Source organism: Luteolibacter sp. SL250 (genome assembly GCF_026625605.1).
GTDB lineage: Bacteria > Verrucomicrobiota > Verrucomicrobiia > Verrucomicrobiales > Akkermansiaceae > Luteolibacter.
On record NZ_CP113054.1, the window covers coordinates 1,748,230 to 1,764,591 of the forward strand.

21 protein-coding genes are annotated in these 16,362 nt (G+C 63.1%); 8 read left to right on the plus strand and 13 right to left on the minus strand.

Translation table 11 applies throughout. The annotated features are described in order from the left end of the window. Positions 1 to 141: 141 nt before the first annotated feature. The 5 genes from OVA24_RS07690 (at position 142) to OVA24_RS07710 (ending at position 2,930) form a co-directional block, all read left to right on the plus strand. On the plus strand, positions 142 to 573 hold the full coding sequence (locus tag OVA24_RS07690) for a DUF6941 family protein (RefSeq protein WP_267674616.1): 432 nt from the start codon (positions 142 to 144) through the stop codon (positions 571 to 573). A gap of 25 nt (positions 574 to 598) precedes the next feature. Next, positions 599 to 1,399 carry an SDR family NAD(P)-dependent oxidoreductase gene (locus OVA24_RS07695; protein WP_267674617.1) on the plus strand — a complete coding sequence of 267 codons (801 nt, stop codon included), beginning with the start codon at positions 599 to 601 and terminating at the stop codon, positions 1,397 to 1,399. Positions 1,400 to 1,499: 100 nt separating this feature from the next. Then, positions 1,500 to 1,982, plus strand: a complete 483-nt coding sequence (locus OVA24_RS07700; RefSeq protein ID WP_267674618.1) for a GNAT family N-acetyltransferase — start codon at positions 1,500 to 1,502, stop codon at positions 1,980 to 1,982. Between the two features lie 6 nt (positions 1,983 to 1,988). Next, positions 1,989 to 2,174 (plus strand): hypothetical protein, encoded by a 186-nt coding sequence (locus OVA24_RS07705; RefSeq protein WP_267674619.1) that lies wholly within the window; start codon positions 1,989 to 1,991, stop codon positions 2,172 to 2,174. Positions 2,175 to 2,180: 6 nt separating this feature from the next. Continuing rightward, complete coding sequence (locus OVA24_RS07710) at positions 2,181 to 2,930, plus strand: YqjF family protein (protein ID WP_267674620.1); 750 nt, start codon at positions 2,181 to 2,183, stop codon at positions 2,928 to 2,930. 75 nt (positions 2,931 to 3,005) lie between these two features. Here OVA24_RS07710 and OVA24_RS07715 read toward each other — a convergent pair whose 3' ends face one another. The 6 genes from OVA24_RS07715 to OVA24_RS07740 all read right to left on the minus strand — a co-directional run bounded on the left by OVA24_RS07715 (position 3,006) and on the right by OVA24_RS07740 (position 7,730). After that, positions 3,006 to 3,776, minus strand: coding sequence for a biotin--[acetyl-CoA-carboxylase] ligase (locus tag OVA24_RS07715; RefSeq protein WP_267674621.1), 771 nt, complete (start codon positions 3,774 to 3,776; stop codon positions 3,006 to 3,008). Between the two features lies 1 nt (position 3,777). Then, on the minus strand, positions 3,778 to 4,617 hold the full coding sequence (gene nadC, locus OVA24_RS07720; RefSeq protein ID WP_267674622.1) for a carboxylating nicotinate-nucleotide diphosphorylase: 840 nt from the start codon (positions 4,615 to 4,617) through the stop codon (positions 3,778 to 3,780). Positions 4,618 to 4,734: 117 nt separating this feature from the next. Then, positions 4,735 to 5,265 carry a hypothetical protein gene (locus OVA24_RS07725; RefSeq protein ID WP_267674623.1) on the minus strand — a complete coding sequence of 177 codons (531 nt, stop codon included), beginning with the start codon at positions 5,263 to 5,265 and terminating at the stop codon, positions 4,735 to 4,737. A gap of 42 nt (positions 5,266 to 5,307) precedes the next feature. Further along, entirely contained in the window at positions 5,308 to 5,727 is a 420-nt protein-coding gene (locus OVA24_RS07730) for a secondary thiamine-phosphate synthase enzyme YjbQ (protein ID WP_267674624.1), read from the minus strand. Between the two features lie 3 nt (positions 5,728 to 5,730). Continuing rightward, a complete protein-coding gene (locus tag OVA24_RS07735; RefSeq protein ID WP_267674625.1) occupies positions 5,731 to 6,750 on the minus strand; it encodes a zinc-binding alcohol dehydrogenase family protein in 1,020 nt (339 codons plus the stop codon). Between the two features lie 26 nt (positions 6,751 to 6,776). Beyond that, a complete protein-coding gene (locus OVA24_RS07740; RefSeq protein WP_267674626.1) occupies positions 6,777 to 7,730 on the minus strand; it encodes an AEC family transporter in 954 nt (317 codons plus the stop codon). A gap of 263 nt (positions 7,731 to 7,993) precedes the next feature. Here OVA24_RS07740 and OVA24_RS07745 point away from each other — a divergent pair, with 263 nt between their 5' ends. Continuing rightward, positions 7,994 to 8,326, plus strand: a complete 333-nt coding sequence (locus OVA24_RS07745) for a hypothetical protein (RefSeq protein ID WP_267674627.1) — start codon at positions 7,994 to 7,996, stop codon at positions 8,324 to 8,326. Positions 8,327 to 8,389: 63 nt separating this feature from the next. On the opposite strand, the gene OVA24_RS07750 is transcribed toward OVA24_RS07745, so the two are convergent. From OVA24_RS07750 to OVA24_RS07760, 3 genes are all read right to left on the minus strand, one after another. Continuing rightward, positions 8,390 to 8,749, minus strand: a complete 360-nt coding sequence (locus OVA24_RS07750; protein ID WP_345783434.1) for a peptide chain release factor family protein — start codon at positions 8,747 to 8,749, stop codon at positions 8,390 to 8,392. 137 nt (positions 8,750 to 8,886) lie between these two features. Next, positions 8,887 to 10,929, minus strand: coding sequence for a TonB-dependent receptor family protein (locus tag OVA24_RS07755; RefSeq protein WP_267674629.1), 2,043 nt, complete (start codon positions 10,927 to 10,929; stop codon positions 8,887 to 8,889). Positions 10,930 to 11,126: 197 nt separating this feature from the next. Next, on the minus strand, positions 11,127 to 11,465 hold the full coding sequence (locus OVA24_RS07760) for a hypothetical protein (RefSeq protein WP_267674630.1): 339 nt from the start codon (positions 11,463 to 11,465) through the stop codon (positions 11,127 to 11,129). A gap of 201 nt (positions 11,466 to 11,666) precedes the next feature. Here OVA24_RS07760 and OVA24_RS07765 point away from each other — a divergent pair, with 201 nt between their 5' ends. Beyond that, complete coding sequence (locus tag OVA24_RS07765; RefSeq protein WP_267674631.1) at positions 11,667 to 12,383, plus strand: epoxyqueuosine reductase QueH; 717 nt, start codon at positions 11,667 to 11,669, stop codon at positions 12,381 to 12,383. Positions 12,384 to 12,435: 52 nt separating this feature from the next. Then, positions 12,436 to 13,140: a ThuA domain-containing protein gene (locus OVA24_RS07770; protein ID WP_267674632.1), complete on the plus strand. Its 705-nt coding sequence runs from the start codon at positions 12,436 to 12,438 to the stop codon at positions 13,138 to 13,140. A 181-nt stretch (positions 13,141 to 13,321) separates the two neighbouring features. Here OVA24_RS07770 and OVA24_RS07775 read toward each other — a convergent pair whose 3' ends face one another. Genes OVA24_RS07775 through OVA24_RS07790 form a run of 4 tightly spaced genes read right to left on the minus strand, consistent with a single transcriptional unit; the run spans position 13,322 to position 16,301 of the window. Next, positions 13,322 to 14,431: a type IV pilus twitching motility protein PilT gene (locus OVA24_RS07775; RefSeq protein WP_267674633.1), complete on the minus strand. Its 1,110-nt coding sequence runs from the start codon at positions 14,429 to 14,431 to the stop codon at positions 13,322 to 13,324. 42 nt (positions 14,432 to 14,473) lie between these two features. Further along, on the minus strand, positions 14,474 to 15,556 hold the full coding sequence (locus OVA24_RS07780; protein ID WP_267674634.1) for a type IV pilus twitching motility protein PilT: 1,083 nt from the start codon (positions 15,554 to 15,556) through the stop codon (positions 14,474 to 14,476). Positions 15,557 to 15,567: 11 nt separating this feature from the next. Continuing rightward, positions 15,568 to 15,972, minus strand: coding sequence for a hypothetical protein (locus OVA24_RS07785; protein WP_267674635.1), 405 nt, complete (start codon positions 15,970 to 15,972; stop codon positions 15,568 to 15,570). Next, positions 15,930 to 16,301, minus strand: a complete 372-nt coding sequence (locus OVA24_RS07790; RefSeq protein WP_267674636.1) for a phage holin family protein — start codon at positions 16,299 to 16,301, stop codon at positions 15,930 to 15,932. The genes OVA24_RS07785 and OVA24_RS07790 overlap by 43 nt, the downstream gene beginning before the upstream one ends. Positions 16,302 to 16,362 lie beyond the last annotated feature (61 nt).

Consider the following 16,362-nt stretch of genomic DNA (forward strand, 5'->3'; position numbering starts at 1 on the left):
GGCAGGGGAGGAGATCGGCAGGGGGCGGCTTTACCACATTCCGTCCCGTCTCTTTCGGCTGGACGCCGCGCCCTGATCCCTTCAGACAGGTGACCCCTCCAGCGGTTTGCCGCATGCGGGAATCCCAATTATACTATCAATATGGACATCCAAATCGCCACCCTCTGCGACTTCGCTGCGGATTATAACGGCAAGCTCGTGATCTCGGGAACTTTCGATACCCTCGCGGCGCGTGCCGTCCCGGTCGTGCATCCTTCCTGCGCGCTGGCACTCCGCTTCTGCTTCACTCCCGAAGATGCGGGCCGTCACAAGCTCTCGATCAACATCATCAACGAGGATGGTGATTCCCTTGATCCGAACAACATGCCGATTGAACCCGAGTTCGAGGTCCAGCTTCCGAAGAACGTCCCGTTCCTGACCCGCAACATCGTCATGAACCTGCAGGGCCTCCGCTTCCCGGAAGCCGGCATCTACTCGATCGACATCGGCTGCGACGGCGAAGTGCTCGTCCGCCTGCCACTGCGCGTCCTCCTCGTCAACCAAGGCGCGAACGGCGAAGCCCAGCTTGCCTGATAGTTGACACACATTGTTGAGGGCCATGTCTGACCACTATTCATGCGCCCTGATCACTGGGGCCTCCGCGGGCCTCGGTGAGGAGTTCGCCTTCCAGCTCGCGCCACGGGTTCACAAGATGGTTCTGGTGGCGCGGCGGGAGGAGCGGCTCGCCGTCATCGCGGACCGTCTGCGGGAGAGGTTCCCGCATGTGGCCGTCGCGGTTTTTTCGGCGGACCTGACCCTGCCATCCCACCGGGAGCAGCTTGTCGATCTGCTGGAACAGCGAGGTTTCATCCCGGACCTGCTCGTCAACAACGCGGGCATGGGCGACTACGGGGAGTTCGCCAATGCTGACTGGGACAAGCTCGATGCGATGCTGCAGCTCAACATCACGGCGCTGACCCACCTGACACACGCTTTGCTGCCGCATATGATGAACCGCGGCTATGGTGCGGTGGTGAATGTCAGCTCGCTGGCCAGCCTGCTGCCCATTCCGGACTTCGCCGTCTATGCGGCGACGAAAGCCTACGTCACCAGTTTTTCCGAAGCTCTGCGCATCGAGGCCCGCGAATACGGCATCTCCGTGCTGGCGGTCTGCCCAGGACCGGTCCACACGGAGTTCGGCGAAGTCGCCCGCCAGAACGGCGGCGATTCCGACATGCCGGGCCGCGAGTGGTTTTACGTGGACAAGGAACAGGTGGTTGCGGAGTCCATTTCCGCGCTGGATGCGGACAAGGCCAGGGTCTATACCGGCTGGCAGGTGGCCGCCGCCGCCGTGCTGATTTCCGCGGTTCCCCTTGTCCTTCTCCGGTTGATCCTCGGAACGCGGCCCCGCCGGGGTTGAAGGCTGCCGGAACCTTGGATCCGGCGGAATTTTCCCGGAATCGGGAAAATGTCGTGATCCCGGCCCCTTATCGTGCCAGCCTCTGGCCGTGGAGGCAGCGATGAAAGACGCCCGTGAGTCGATGGACGAGGATCCGCCAAGGGTGGAGTCCGCGACCATCGAGGACCTGCCAGCCCTTGTGGAGCTGGTGATGGAGTTGTTCTCCAAGTCGAAGGACTTCGCCCCTGACCATGATGTCCAGGAAAAGGGCCTCCAGTTGATCCTGGAGCAGCCGAGCCGCGGGCGCATCTTCGTCCTGCGGAACAACCACCGTATTTTCGGCATGGTGAACCTGCTGTTCACCATCTCCACCGCGCGGGGCGGCTTCGTGATCCTGATGGAGGACGTCATCGTCCATCCGGACCACCGCGGCCAAGGCTACGGGCGGATGCTGCTCCAGCACGTGGTGGAGTTCGCGAAGCAGAAGAATTTCAAGCGCATCACTCTCCTGACGGACAAGATCAGCGAGGAATCCCAGGAGTTCTTCGCCAAGAACGGCTTCGAGTATTCGAACATGATCCCCATGCGGCGGATCATCGACTGACCTGCCATGCCTCCGGGACCCACAGCGGAAGGCGACGCCTTCGCCCTGACCATGCTTCTGGTGCTGCTTTCGGCATTCGTCGTGGTCGCACTGATCCTTTTCACCATTTTCCGGAATGCGGCGAAGCGGAGCCGTGAGATTGAGGAAACCGCCGTGGATTCCGCCAACGAAAAGGGCGGGGGGGAGGGGTGACGGTCCGTGGGTGCCGTAGCTCCAACGGATGAGCTGAGGTTGGAGATGCGGCAGCGTCCGTCGGGCAGGCCCGTCATGTTCCAGCGGTGGTCGGAGCTGTTGTTCCTGCATTGGAAGATCGAACCTGCGGAAATCCAGCGGCGTCTGCCGGAGGGGCTGCATGTGGATACGTTCGGCGGGGAGGCGTGGATCGGAGTGGTGCCGTTTTTCATGGAGCGCATCCGTCCGGTGGGGCTGCCGGCGGTGCCATGGCTGTCGTGGTTCCTGGAGCTGAACGTGAGGACCTATGTGCATGACGATCTGGGGCGGCCGGGCGTGTGGTTTTTCTCCCTGGACTGCAACCAGCCGCTCGCGGTGGAGTTCGCCCGGAAATTTTTCCATCTGCCCTACCAGCATGCGAGGATGAGTGCGGAGCGGATTGGTGGCGAGATCCTGTATCACAGCCGTCGCAGAGGTGCCGGGCATCCCATCGCCACTTTCCGTTATGCGAGGACGGTGGATGCCGTGCCAGCGGGAGAGGGTACCTTGGAGTGGTTTCTCGCCGAGCGGTATCTACTTTTTTCGACGAACCGCGCCGGGCGTATTTTCACCGGGCAAGTGAACCACACGCCCTACCGGATCGCCCCTGCAAGCTGTCTGGAATGGTCGGTGGAGCCACTGCGCTTGAACGGCTTCGCGGATCCCGGACGCCCGCCGGACTCCATGCTCCTCGCGGATGCGGTGGATGTGGCGGTGTTTCCGCTGAGGAGGGCGTAAGGATGGAGCGCGGACTTCAGTCCGCCCCGGAGAATCATGCCAGCGAAGCCAGGCGGACTGAAGTTCGCGCTCCGTTCAGGTGGCGGTCTGTCCACTATGTCCTGTGATCCTCACCTCGTCCGCTTGCAGGAGAGGCTGCAGCCCGGCGGTCGTGCGCAGCAGCAGTTCGCCCTGCGGGGAGATGCCTTCCACCGTTCCGGACAGGGGGCCGGATGCGGCGGTGAGCGAAACGTCCTGACCGGTCAGCACACAGCGGAGGCGGATGGAGTTGATGATTTCCCCGAATTCCGTGCCGATCTGGTGGCGGCGGAGAGAAAGGCGGCGGATGATGGCTGCGAGCATCTCCGCGCGCGGAACCTCGCGCCCCATTTCGAGGGCGAGCGAGGTGGCTGTTTGCGCGACCTCATCGGGAAAGGCGAGGGTGTTCACATTCAGCCCGATGCCGACGACGGCGAAGTCCCGCCCGGCCTCCACCAGGATGCCGGCGATCTTCTTTCCCCCGGCCCACACGTCGTTGGGCCACTTGATGCCGACGAGGGGAATGTATTCCTCCAGCGCCTCCGCGACCGCAAGACCGGCGACCAGGGCGAGACGCGGCCACAGTGCCTTCGGCACGTCCGGACGCAACAGCACGGAAAAGGCCAGCGATTCCCCCGGAGGCGAAAACCACGCGGCACCCCGCCGGCCACGGCCCTGCGTCTGGTGGTCGGTGATGACGATCAGCCCTTCCGGCATACCTTGGTCGGCCAGACGGCGGACTTCATCGTTCGTGGAGTCCACGGTCTGCTTGATCAGCAGGCGGAATGGTTCCGGGAGATCCGGGGCGATGGCGGAGAACTCGTCCACGTCAGACCGGAGTGAAATCGAGGCCTACGTCGAGCGAGGGCGCGGAGTGGGTAACGGCTCCGACGGAGATGAAGTCCACGCCTGTTTCCGCGATGTCCCGCAGGGTGGCCAGGGTGACGCCCCCGCTGGCTTCCAGGAACGGCTTGTGGCTTTCACCGCGTGCCTCCACCGCTTCGCGGAGCTGGGAGAGGGTCATGTTGTCCAGCAGGATGTGGTCCACGCCATCCATGGAGAGGAAGGTGCGGACCTGCTCCAGGCTGTCCGCCTCCAGCTCGACCTCGACGCCCGGCCTTTCCTCGCGGAGCTTGTGGATCGCGGCCTGGATCACGGCAGGTCCGCCCTCCGCCACGAGGTGGTTGTCTTTCACCATCGCCCGGTCGTAGAGGCCGATGCGGTGGTTCGTGCCGCCACCGTCCGCGACGGCTTTCTTTTCCAGCAGGCGGAAGCCGGGAGTGGTCTTGCGCGTGTCCAGGATGCGGGCATTCGTGCCGCGGACCTCCTCGACATAGCGGGCAGTCATGGTGGCCACCCCGCTGAGGCGTTGGAGGAAATTGAGCGCGGTCCGTTCCGCGGTCAGGATGGAGCGGGCGGAGCCTTCCACCCGGATAAGCAGTGCTCCCGAGGCGACCTTGCTGCCGTCGTGGATGAGGATTTCCACATCCAGGGAGGGATCCACCGTGGCGAAAACGCGGGCGGCGGTCTCGACCCCGGAGACGACACCTTCCTTTCTCACAGCGACAAAGGCGCGTGCTTTGCGTTCTTCCGGGATGAAATAGAGCGAGGTGACATCACCCGCGCCGATATCCTCGGCAAGGGCGAGATCAATGAGTGTCTGGGACATGCTTGGCGGAGATGCTAGACGGTCTCCCTCCGGCATCCAAGGTGAATGTCCGGAAATGCTTTGGGCGGCTTCCGCGGGATATGGCAAGGACCGCATGGAATGCAGTCCCTGCCACCGTCACCACGACAGGCGCGGCAGGCCTCTGGAGAGCGACCTTTCGGTGACGCTGCCGGTCCGTCCGCCGTGGGTGACCACATAGGTGGCGGACCTGCCGTCCGGTGCCCTCATGACGATGGACTCCGAGGTGATCTCCGGATCCTCGTTGCCGGTGGTGAAGAAGCCGATGTCCCGGCCCATGAGGGTGAGCGGGCCGTGCGCGTCATAGGGGAGTTTCTTCGGAGGACGCGGGGTGCCGACGATCCTGAGGTAACTCCCACCGGGCATCTGGTGGCGGGCGGCGTAGCTGCCGTCCGCCATGACGGAGTACTCCGGCTTGCCATACTTCGCCTCCAGATCCGGCGCGCGCAGGATGGGGACGGAAATGCGGGCGGGATCCTTCGAGGTGTAGGCGTTCTCATCCACCAGTTCACCGGCAAGGACACCGGCCACCAGATCCGGGGTGTCTCCGGACGAGGATGGCGCGGCGACATTGGCGCACGAATGCAGGGCAAGCAGGGCGGCGGACAGGAGGAGCGTGGCTTTCATCATGGTTCGGAACGCTTGGGGGATCGTGTTTCTTTGCGGAAATCATCACTCACCGACCACGGCGACGGCGATCTCCCGGTGGTGGGGCGCACGGCGGTGCTCGAAGAGGAAGATGCCCTGCCAGGTGCCGAGGACCATGCGGCCATCCATGATGGGGATGACCTCGCTGGTGCGGGTGAGCGCCATCCGGATATGGCTGGGCATGTCATCCGGGCCTTCCGCGGTGTGGATGAACCAAGGGGTGTTCTCCGGCACCAGGTGGTCGAAGAATTTCTCCAGATCCCTGCGGGCGCTGGGATCGGCGTTCTCCATGATAACCAGACTGGCGCTGGTGTGCCTGACGAAGACGGTGACCGTGCCGTTGCGGATGCCGGAAGCGGCGACGATGGACTCCACCTGACCGGTGATCTCGACCGTTCCCTTTCCCCGGGTGGAGAGGCTGAACCTGGCGGTGTGCGCGGCCATGGATCAGAAGTTTTCGAGCACCCACTTTCCGACGGCGGTGCCGGACTCCATGGCAGCATGCGCCTCGCGGAGTGTTTCGGGGGTGATGCTGCCGAAGATGCGGTTGGCGAGGTCAGGGAACTGTCCCGCGTCCGCGAGCGCGGCGATGGAGGCGAGGACCTCTCCCTGCCGCTTCATGTCCGGGGTTTGGAATTTCGAACGGGAGAACATGTATTCCCAGACGATGCGCGGGCTTTTCAGGCGGAAGGGATTCCCGATCTGGATGGGGTGCTGGTTTTCCACGATGAGGCCGAGCGCACCGAGTGGGGCGAGCAGGTCGGCGGTGATCTGCCAGTAGCCGTCGGTGTCGAAGAGGTTCGCGATGAACGGATACTCCGTCACACCGGCCTCCTCCGCCTGGGGGCGGAGCGGCTCGCGGTGGTTGAGGATGTGGTCGGCGCCCAGCTTCACGCACCATTCGCGGGTCTCCGGGCGGGAGGCGGTGGCGTGGACGATGAGGCCCGCGCGCTTGGCCAGCGGGATCATGGCGGAGCCCACTCCGCCCGCTCCGTTGATGATGAGCAGCGCCTTGCCCGCATCCTTTCCGTCCGGGTCAACGCCCATCCGCTCGAACAGGAGTTCCCACGCGGTGATGGTGACGAGCGGCAGGGCCGCCGCCTGGGCGAAGCTGAATGAGGCCGGCTTCTTCGCTGCGATGCGCTGGTCCACGAGCTGGTATTCCGCATTCGACCCCGGGCGGGTGACATCCCCGGCGTAGAACACTTCATCCCCCGGGGAGAAGTCGGTCACCAGCGGGCCGACCGCTTCCACCGTTCCGGCGGCGTCCCAGCCGAGGATCTTCGGGGCATCGAGAGGTCCGTCGCCGATGAGCTTGCGCACCTTCGTGTCCACCGGGTTCACGCCCACGGCGGAGATTTTCACCAGCAGGTCGAGCGGTCCGGGAGTCGGTTTCGCGGTCTCAAATTCGACCAGGCAAAGGGGATCGGAAGCGGGCAGATACTGGCGTGCGCCGATGGCTCTCATGGCCGGATCTTCAAGCTGGAACCGGCCTATGGCAACAAAGGTTTCAGACCCACCCACTGGCAGCCCCAGGTGATGATCCATGGCAACGAACCGATGCTGACGATGGTGGTGGCAATGATGACCTGGACGGCGACGGCCGGCCTCCCGTTGTAGAGGCGTGCCAGCAGGACCGTGCTGAGGGCGGCGGGCATGGCGGCCTGCACCACCAGCACCTGGCGCAATTCAGAGGGGATGGGCAGGAACTTCGCTGCGGCCAGGATGAGCAGCGGGGCGAGGATGATCCGCACCACCACGGAGGCGGTGATCATCTTCAGAGAAGGTCGCTCGCTGGCGATGAGGTCCGCCATGGAAGCTCCGGTGATGAGGATGGCCAGAGGAAAGCTGCCGATGCCCAGCATGGCCATCGCCTCCCGTGCGGGGCCGGTGATCTTCGTGTCCAGTCCCAGTGCCACCAGCAGCAAGCCGGTGGCGACGGCGACCACCGGGCCGTTGAGCAGCTTCTTCAGCGTGAAGCCGCGGTCGCCGCTCATGATCATCACGCAGACCGTCCAGATGGCGATCTCCACGCCGATGTTGTGGATGAACATGACGGCCAGCGCGCCGCCGCCCCACAGGATCTGAACGACGGGGATGGCGGTGAAGCCGAAGTTCTGGATGCCGGATGCGATGGCGAAGGTGCGCAGACCGGTCCCGCGCTGGAAGCCGAAGAGGCGTGCCACGCACCAACCGAGACCCACACCCAGCAACGGGATGGTGAATCCCAGGCCCATACCCCAGGCGATGGTCGGCCCGCTGCGCAGCACCTCATGGCCGAGGATCTTGTCGAGGATGAAGCAGGGGTAGAGCACGTTGTAGATCACGCGCATCACACCATCATCATGCTCCGCCTTCAGGATACGGGCCTTCCTCAACAGGGCTCCGGTGAAAATGAGCAGGTACACCGGCAGCACGGAGATGATGACGGCACCGGGAGAGATCACGCGCGAAGTGTCGGGGAGCGGAGATTCCGCACAAGTCCGGATTCGTTGAAAAAATTCGACTCCTTACCGACTGGATAACAGTCGGTTGGGGAAGGCGGTGGAGATTTCTTTGAATAACGGGGCGATGACGCGGGTCATATCGGGTGACAAGAAACCATCCTATGAAAACGAATCCGACATCAAAACAAGGCTTCCTTCACAGGCTCACCAGGCTTCCCAAGATTTTGGTCTTCGCTGGTCTGGCTGCCCTACTGGCATTGCCCATGGCTGAAGCCCGCCCCGGCGACGGCCGCCGCGGCCACCCGCACCGCCATGGCTTCCACGGTGGTCACCACCACCGTCATCACTATGACCGTGGCTACCACCGCCCGGTTCCCCGCTACCATCATCGCCCGGTCCACCGTGGTTGGTCCCGTCCGGGTTGGTACGGTTCCTATCCACCGGCGGGATACGTTGACTACCGTTACATCAGCCACCTGCCGCGCGGCTACCGCACCGTCTATCGCGGCGGCCACCGCTACTACTACGCCAACGGTGGCTACTGGTATCCTGCCACCTACAGGGGCAACGGCGTGTATATCAGCGTGAGATTCTGACGGGAGATAACGTACATTGGCTGGCGAAGCCCGGGGGAGGAATCCTCCGGGCTTCTCCTTTGTTCAATCGGAAGGGGGGCGCCGGAGGGATTTCTTCTGCGAGAGGATCCGCTTGTCCGCGACGGAGCGTTGCTTGGAACGCCGGGAACGCTGGCGTTTCTGGCGGCGCATCTTTTCGATGGCCTGGGTCTTCGCCACGGCTTTCCCGTCACGGATCATCTCCAGTTGCTCGCACAGTTCACGGCGGGCGAGGAAGCGGTTCATCTCCCGTGAACGGTCGATCTGGCATTTGATGGCCACTCCACTCGGCAGGTGTTTCAGGAAAACGCAGTTGGAGGTCTTGTTGATCTTCTGCCCGCCGGCGCCGGAGCCGTGGACGAATTTCTCAAGAAGGTTGTCCTCCGTGATGCCGAGCGCGGCCATCCGCTGTTCCAGCGCGGTTTGCTTTTCGGGGGAGACGGGTGACTGCACGGAGTCAGGATGGCATGGGGGATGGAAAAAGGAAACGCCAGCGTGATGCCGGCGCTTCCAGAGGAAAGAGGTGGTTTCTCCAATTCGGATCACCAGCGCCACTCGATGCCGCCGAAGACGCTGCGGCCATCGCCGGGGAGGAAGACGCGCGCAGGCTGCGGCACGACAGCCAGCGCATTATCAACGACGTCATGGGTGGCGGCGTAGCGCTCGTCGGTGAGGTTCCGTGCCTCGATGAACCACGAGAGTCCCTGCTCTTGGCGGCGGCCGAACTTGAAGCCGACCAGCGCGTAGGGATCCGCAGAGAGCGTGTTGCGGTGGTCCACGTAGGATTTCACGGGCACCCATTCAAAGGACGGACCGGCATACCAACCCTGGTCGTTCTCCCACAGGAGTTCGCCGCGGATGAGGTGCGGCGGCAGCCCGGCGATTTTGTTGCCGGAATAGTCATACCCTGCTGCGGAGTGTCGGTCGAACTCGAACCGGCCGTAGGTCCATGCGGTGCGGAAGACGAGGCGGTGCGCCGGATCGTCATTCCAATCTTTGCCGAGCAGGTCGATCTCCGCACCGATCTCCAGGCCGGAGTGCGTGGTGCGGTCCGCGTTCGTCGTGGTGCTCATGGCGGTAACCGGGTCGAGAACGGTGAGGAGTTCGTCTTCGATCTCCGCATGGTAGGCGGTGGCATCCCAGCGGACGAAGTTCCAAGATCCGCGGGTGCCCAGCTCGAAGCTGGTGGCGGTCTGCGCGTCGCGGGCGGTGTTCGCCGTGTAGGTCTCGCTGAAAGACGGCGGCTCATAGCTGCCGCTCACATTGGCATAGATCTGGTAGTTTTCCGCGTCGTAGCGGAGGCCCACCTTCGGCGCGAATTCGTTGTATTCGTAAGTGTAGTCCGGAGGTCCGGCGAGGATGCGCTCGATTTCCCGGCGGTTGTGGGCCGCGCTGGCTCCGAGGATGGCGGTGAAGCCGTTGCCGATGGTGAACTGGTTCTCAACGAAAGCTTCGAGATTGGTCGCGATCTGGTCGCTGTTCTGGAGCAGGATTCCGCGCGAGCCATTGAGATTCTGGAATTGGGCGGCATGCGTCACCCCGCGGGTGAGGAAGACCCCGGCGCGGACCTGGTTCTCATGGGAAAACAGGTCCGACGTATTGGTGAAGGTCACACCGAGCAGCGCGTCATTGGAGCGCTGGTCGATCACCTGGAAGATCGGATGGTTGAGGTCCTTGTACGTCCATGAGGCGGTGAGGTCCCACTGGTTGTCGCCGTTGGTGAAGGTGGTCTTGCTGGCGATGCGGTAGAGCTCGAAGTCGCGGTGGTAGTCTCCGGTCGCGTTGGTGGGGTTCGCGTCGCGAGGGTCGTCCTCGAGCTGGGCCTTGCTGAGGCTGCCGGGGATCTGCGAATCCGTCAGGACGCCGGTGATGTAGAGGCGGGACTCGATGCCGTCGGAAATGTTCCAGCCGATGTTGCTGAACAGGCGCTGGTTGTTCTGCTCCGCATGGTCCCGGAAGCCGTCCTGCGACTGCCAGGTGAAGGAGGAGTAGGCATCGGTGGCATCATTGGAGAAGCCTCCGGCGAGCGTGCCGCGGAAGTAGTTCCAGGATCCGGCTTCCAACCGGGCGAACCCGCCGGGATCCGTGCGTCCGTTGCGGGAAACGTAGTCGATGGCCCCGCCGAGGGTGGAGCCGCCGTAGGCGAGGGCGTTGCCGCCGCGCCAGACGTTGATGTAGCGGGAGGCGGACGGTTCCAGCGCCTGCATGTCGAAGCCGCCGTCGGCCAGGTTGACGGGCACGCCGTCCTGGAGGACGCGGATGCCGCGGCCGTGGAAGGTACGCTGGAGGCCGGAGCCGCGGATGGAAAGCCGGGCTTCATCCGAGCCGAAGCGCGGCTGGGCGAAGACGCCGGGGGAAAGGGCGAAGGTGTCCGCCAGCGTGCTGGCGCGGCCGGTGAGGTAGCGTTCGGAATCGACGACCTCGGTTCCGCCCGCGGTCTTGGCGAGCTCCACCTTGCTTTCGGCCACGGTGGGGACGGTCTTGGAGGCACGCTCCCGGGCGGCCTCGACGGTCAGGGTTTCGAGTTCGGTCTGGGCGATGGCCGCGGTGGTGGTGGCAGTGAGAAGATAGGGGATGAATTTCACGGAAATGGTTTGGGAAAAAATTTGGGAAGGGAGGATTCCTTCCGCCGGGGACACATGAGGGCGTGATCCGGCGGAAGGTCCGGCCTTTTGTCCTTGCGCTACCGGTTTTCGACGGTGTGCAGGCCGGAAAAGTTTGGCGGCATGCGGAATGGGCATGCCGGTATCCATGGATCAGTCAGCGGACGGGGATGTCCGCCTCATGCGGCCAGACACGGCGGCGGCACGGGCGGGGATGCCCGGAGGGAATCGGCGGGAACTGCCACGCCGGGAAAGGAAACAGGGGGGAGATCGGTCGAGGAAGGGGGAGCCAGCGCCATGTCTTTCGATGGCAGCATGTCCTGCACGAACTTTGCGGAGGAAATGGTTGGCAGGGGAGTGATGGGTTCCTTTTTCTCCGGCTCCGCTTTCTTCGCGTCTGCGATCTTGCAGCAGAGGTCGCACGGCTTCTCACCGCTGAAGGTATCCTTGGCCGCCTGTACGAGACCATCCTGCTGGGAGTAACTGACCAGCATCCCGATCCATGCGTAGCCTTGCATGATCGAGTAAGGTCCGCCCGCCAGATGGAGGCAGCCGAGCAGGACAAGCAGGAATTGGAATGGCTTCTTCAGTGGATTGACCGATTTGGAAGCGCGAGGACGGGAGGTTTCTACGGAGCGGGCTGAGGCACGGCAAGGGGAAAAACTCCGCTGTTTCCGCCGGGATTGACGCGAAAGGGAAGGTGCGGGACACTCCTTTCCATGAGCGAGCCTTTCCCCGACGACACGATGGCCGGCCGGCCGTGTCTGGAGACACCCGGCGGGCACAAGAAGGTGCTGCTGCATTCCTGTTGCGCGCCCTGCTCCGGCGAGGTGATGGAGGCGATGACGGCCTCCGGGATCGACTACACGATTTATTTCTACAACCCGAACATCCACCCGCGCACGGAGTACGACCTGCGGAAGGCGGAGAACATCCGCTTCGCGGAGAAGCACGGCATCCCGTTCATCGACTGCGACTATGACACGGACAACTGGTTCGCGCGGGCGAAGGGCATGGAGATGGACCCGGAGCGCGGCGCGCGCTGCTCGATGTGCTTCGACATGCGGTTCGAGCGTACGGCGCTGTATGCCTACGAGAACGGCTTTCCGCTGATCACCAGTTGCCTGGGTATCTCCCGCTGGAAAAGCATGGAGCAGATCAATGAATCCGGTGAGCGGTCCGCGGCGAAATACCCCGGCGTGACCTACTGGAAGCACAACTGGCGGAAGGGCGGCGGTTCGGCGCGGATGATCGACATCTCGAAGCGCGAACATTTCTACCAGCAGGAATACTGCGGCTGCATCTACTCCCTGCGGGACACGAACGCGTGGCACGTGTCGAAGGGGCGTCCGAAGATCGTGCGCGGGGTGAAGTTCTATGGGGAGAAGGACTCCGCCGTGGTGGAGGCGGCGCTCAACGAGGTGAACGCGGAGTGAGGTGGTGGAAGGTCCGCCCGAAAGATGGACAGCATCCGGAAGGTAACGGTGCATGATGAAAAAACTCCTGCTTCTGTTATGGGCCCTGCCGCTGATGGTTTTCTCGCAGACGAAGGTCTGTCTGGTTTCCGCCTCCGCGGAGTATGGCTCCCGTGATTCGCTGGCAAAGCTGCAGGAGGATCTGGAAAAGAACGGGATGACTTGCTTCCGTGCTTTCGGCGAGGACAAGGGGAACGGCGTGCCGGGTCTGGAGAAACTGGCGGAGTCCGATGTGCTGGTGCTTTTCACCCGCCGCATCGTGCTTCCTCCGGAACAGATGGAGCTGGTGCGCAAGCATGTCGATGCGGGCAAGCCGGTCGTGGGCATCCGCACGGCCAGTCATGGCATCCAGAACTGGGTGCCGGATGTGAAGGCCTTCGACAAAGAGGTGCTGGGGGGCAGCTATGACGGTCACTACAAGAACAATGAGGCGGCGGAGCTTTCCAGGAATGCCGGGCAGGAAGGTCATCCCGTTTTCAAGGACGTAGCCGTTTTCACCACGGATGGAAAACTCTACAAGAATGAGAACCTGGCTGTGGATGTGACGGTGCTGATGACCGCGAAGAATGCATCCGGCCAGAGCCAACCGGTGGCGTGGACCCGTAAGCACGCGGGCGGGAAGGTGTTCTACACCTCGCTGGGCGTGCAGTCGGATTTCGAGAAGCCGGAGTTCCGGAAGTTCCTTGCGAATGCCGTGAAGTGGGCGGCGGAGAAGTGAGTCACTGGGACCGCGGAATTCATTCCGCTCCGGAGAATCCAGCATCAGTCAAGCCAAGCGGGATGAATCCCGCGGTCCCAGTGCGAGATATCTCCATCACACTTTATCCCATCATATCCCATCAAAAAAAAACGCCGGTCGGATGACCGGCGTTCTTTTTTGAACGTGTTGCGAAGTCAGCTCAATGTGCCTTCGGGTCTCCGCCGGAAGCATCGCCGAGGTGCTGCTTGTCTTCCGGAAGGAACTTCTTGAAGCGGTTTTTGTCGATCGCCTTCATGTAGGCTTCTTCCGGCGAGATCATGCCTTCCCGGAGCTTGTTCCAGATGGACTCGTCCATGAACTGCATGCCGTCCGCCTTGCCGCCGGTGATGACGTCATAGAGCTTCTGGGTGGCGCCTTCACGGATGATGGCGCTGACGGCGGGAGTGGCGAACATGATCTCGTGCACGGCGGTCCGGCCGGGCTTGTCCACCCGCTTGCAGAGAAGCTGTGCGACGACGCCGCGGAGGGAGGACGCGAGCATGGTGCGCACCTGCGACTGCTGGTCGGCGGGGAACACGTCGATGATCCGGTCAACCGTCTTGCGGGCATTGTTGGTGTGGAGGGTTCCGAACACCAGCAGGCCGGTCTCCGCCGCGGTGAGCGCCAGGGAGATGGTTTCCAGGTCCCGCATCTCACCGACGAGAACGATGTCCGCGTCTTCCCGCAGGGCGGCCCGCAGACCATCGGAGAACGACGGTGTCTGGATCGGCACCTCGCGCTGGGTGATGATGGACTTCTTGTTCGAGTGAACGAACTCGATCGGCTCCTCGATGGTGATGATGTGCCGGTTGAAGTTCGTGTTGATGTAGTCGAGCAGGGCCGCGAGCGTGGTGGACTTTCCGGAGCCGGTGGGGCCGGTGACCAGCACCAGGCCGGAGCGCATGTGGCCGAATTCCTTCACGACTTCCGGCACGCCGAGGGATTCGAGCGCGGCGATCTCCGTTGGGATGAGACGGAACACGGCGCCAAGGCCGTTCTGCTGCTTGAGGTAGTTGCAGCGGAAGCGGGAGTTCTCATCCATCTCGTAGGCGAAGTCGAGGTCGCCGGTGGCGAGGTAGCGCTCGAACGCCTTCGGGTCGCAGATTTCGGCGAGCAGGTCGCGGAAGGAATCGCCCTCCAGCGGAGGTTGCTCCGGGATGGCGGTCACCGCCCCGTGGACACGGATCTTCGGGGGCTGGCCCTCGGAAAGGTGGAGGTCCGAACCTTTGGATTCGATGAGGTATTGGAAGTAGGCGTCGATCTGAGCCATGATGGTGGGTTTTGGAAAATTTGGTGGAAAGGAAGGAGCGCTTCAGGATTTGAAGAACGAATGCATCTGGGCCTTGTCCTCGGAGCGGAAGATCGCCTCCTCGCGGGAGATGACGCCTGCGGTGACCAGACGGCGGAGGGACTCGTCCATGGTGACCATGCCGACGTGCTTGCCGGTCTGCATGATGCCGGGGAGCATGAAGGTCTTGCCCTCACGGATGCAGTTTGCGACCGCGGGGGTGTTCACCAGAAGCTCTACGGCCAGAGTCCGGCCGTTTCCGTCCACGCGCGGGACGAGCTGCTGGGAAAGGATGCCGCGCAGGGATTCCGAGACCATGATGCGGATCTGGTCCCGCTGGTCCGTGGGGAACACGTCCAGCACACGGTCCAGCGTCCGTGGCGCGTTGCCGGTGTGGAGCGTTCCAAGGACAAGGTGACCGGTTTCCGCGGCGGTGAGGGCGAGCTGGATGGTCTCCAGGTCGCGCATTTCACCGACCATGATGACGTCCGGATCTTCCCGGAGCGCGCCACGCAGCGCCTTCGCGAAGGAATCCGTGTGGGTGTGGACTTCCCGTTGGTTCACCTGGCAGCCCTTGGACTCGAAGACATACTCGATCGGGTCTTCCAGGGTGAGGATGTGGTCCTCGCGGTCCCTGTTGATGAAGTCAACCAACGCGGCGAGGGTGGTGGATTTCCCGGAGCCCACGGCCCCGGTCACCAGGACGATGCCGTTCTGGTAGCGGGTGAGCGGGACCACGCTCTCCAGCGGCAGGCCGATCTCCTCGATCGAGCGGATGTTGGTGTCGATGATCCGGAAAGTCATGTCATAGCCGAGGCGCTGCTTGACCACGGAGGCGCGGAAGCGGCCTTGGGCGTTCTGATAGGCGAAGTCGATGTCCCCGTGGCTCTGCAGGCGGTCCCATTTGTCATCCGTGAGGAAGGATCGCGCGAGGCGTTCGGTATCGGTCGCGGACAGCGGTGGATGGTCCGACCAGATCGGCGACAGGTGCCCGAAACGCCGCCATGCGGGCGGGTAGGCGGTCGGCAGATGGAGATCGGAGCACTGGTATTCGCGCCCTAACTGGAGGTATTGGTCAACGTGGTCGAGAACCTGATGGTCGGACATGGGATGGGGTTTTATTTATAAAAAGGAGTAACACGCCGCTGAGGGCGAGAAGGAATTTCATCTCCGGCGAATTTTGCGGCGATGTAGTTCTTCAACTGGCCCGTGAGCCAGACTTTCAGGAACGGACGGAGCGCGGCGATGGCGAGGGTGAACAGCACTCCCAGCAGGGTTTTCTTCTTCGCCGGGAGTTTCTCTTTCTTCGCCTTGCGGCGGAAAAGAAGGCTGGTGGCCATGCCCGCGACCAAGGAACCGCCGAGCCAACCGGTGGGGTGGCTGCGGAGGGAATCCTTCACCCTGGAGGGGACGTCCAGCTTGTGCTTGAGCGTGCGGATCTCCGAGCCGAGGACACCGCGGGCCTCGGCGCTGGTACGGATCAGTCGTTGGATTTGTTCGGAGATTGGAAGTTCGCTAGCCATTCGCGGTCTTTCTTGAATTCGGCACGGGTAAACTCGAATGTGGCGGGTCCCGGCTTTCTGGCAATGAGGATCAGGATCAGGGCGATGAACAGGTGGATGCCGCCTGCGGATAGGGTCACCCAATACCAGGGCCAGCCTGCGGAAGCGGAGATGGCACCGATCCCGCCCGCCACCAGGACGATCCAGGCGAGCAGAAGGAGAATGGCCGCCGCCGCGAACAGGATGCCCCGTTTCAACCCGGAACCAGCGGCCTGCTGGAACTCGAGCTGGACCAGTGCGATCCGCGAGCCCACCAGGTCCGCCAGCGCCGTGCGCCAGTTGGGCGGCACGGAAGGGCCGCCCGAAGGGGCCGCCGGGTAAGATGGATTCGTGCCAGTAGGATGATTCATA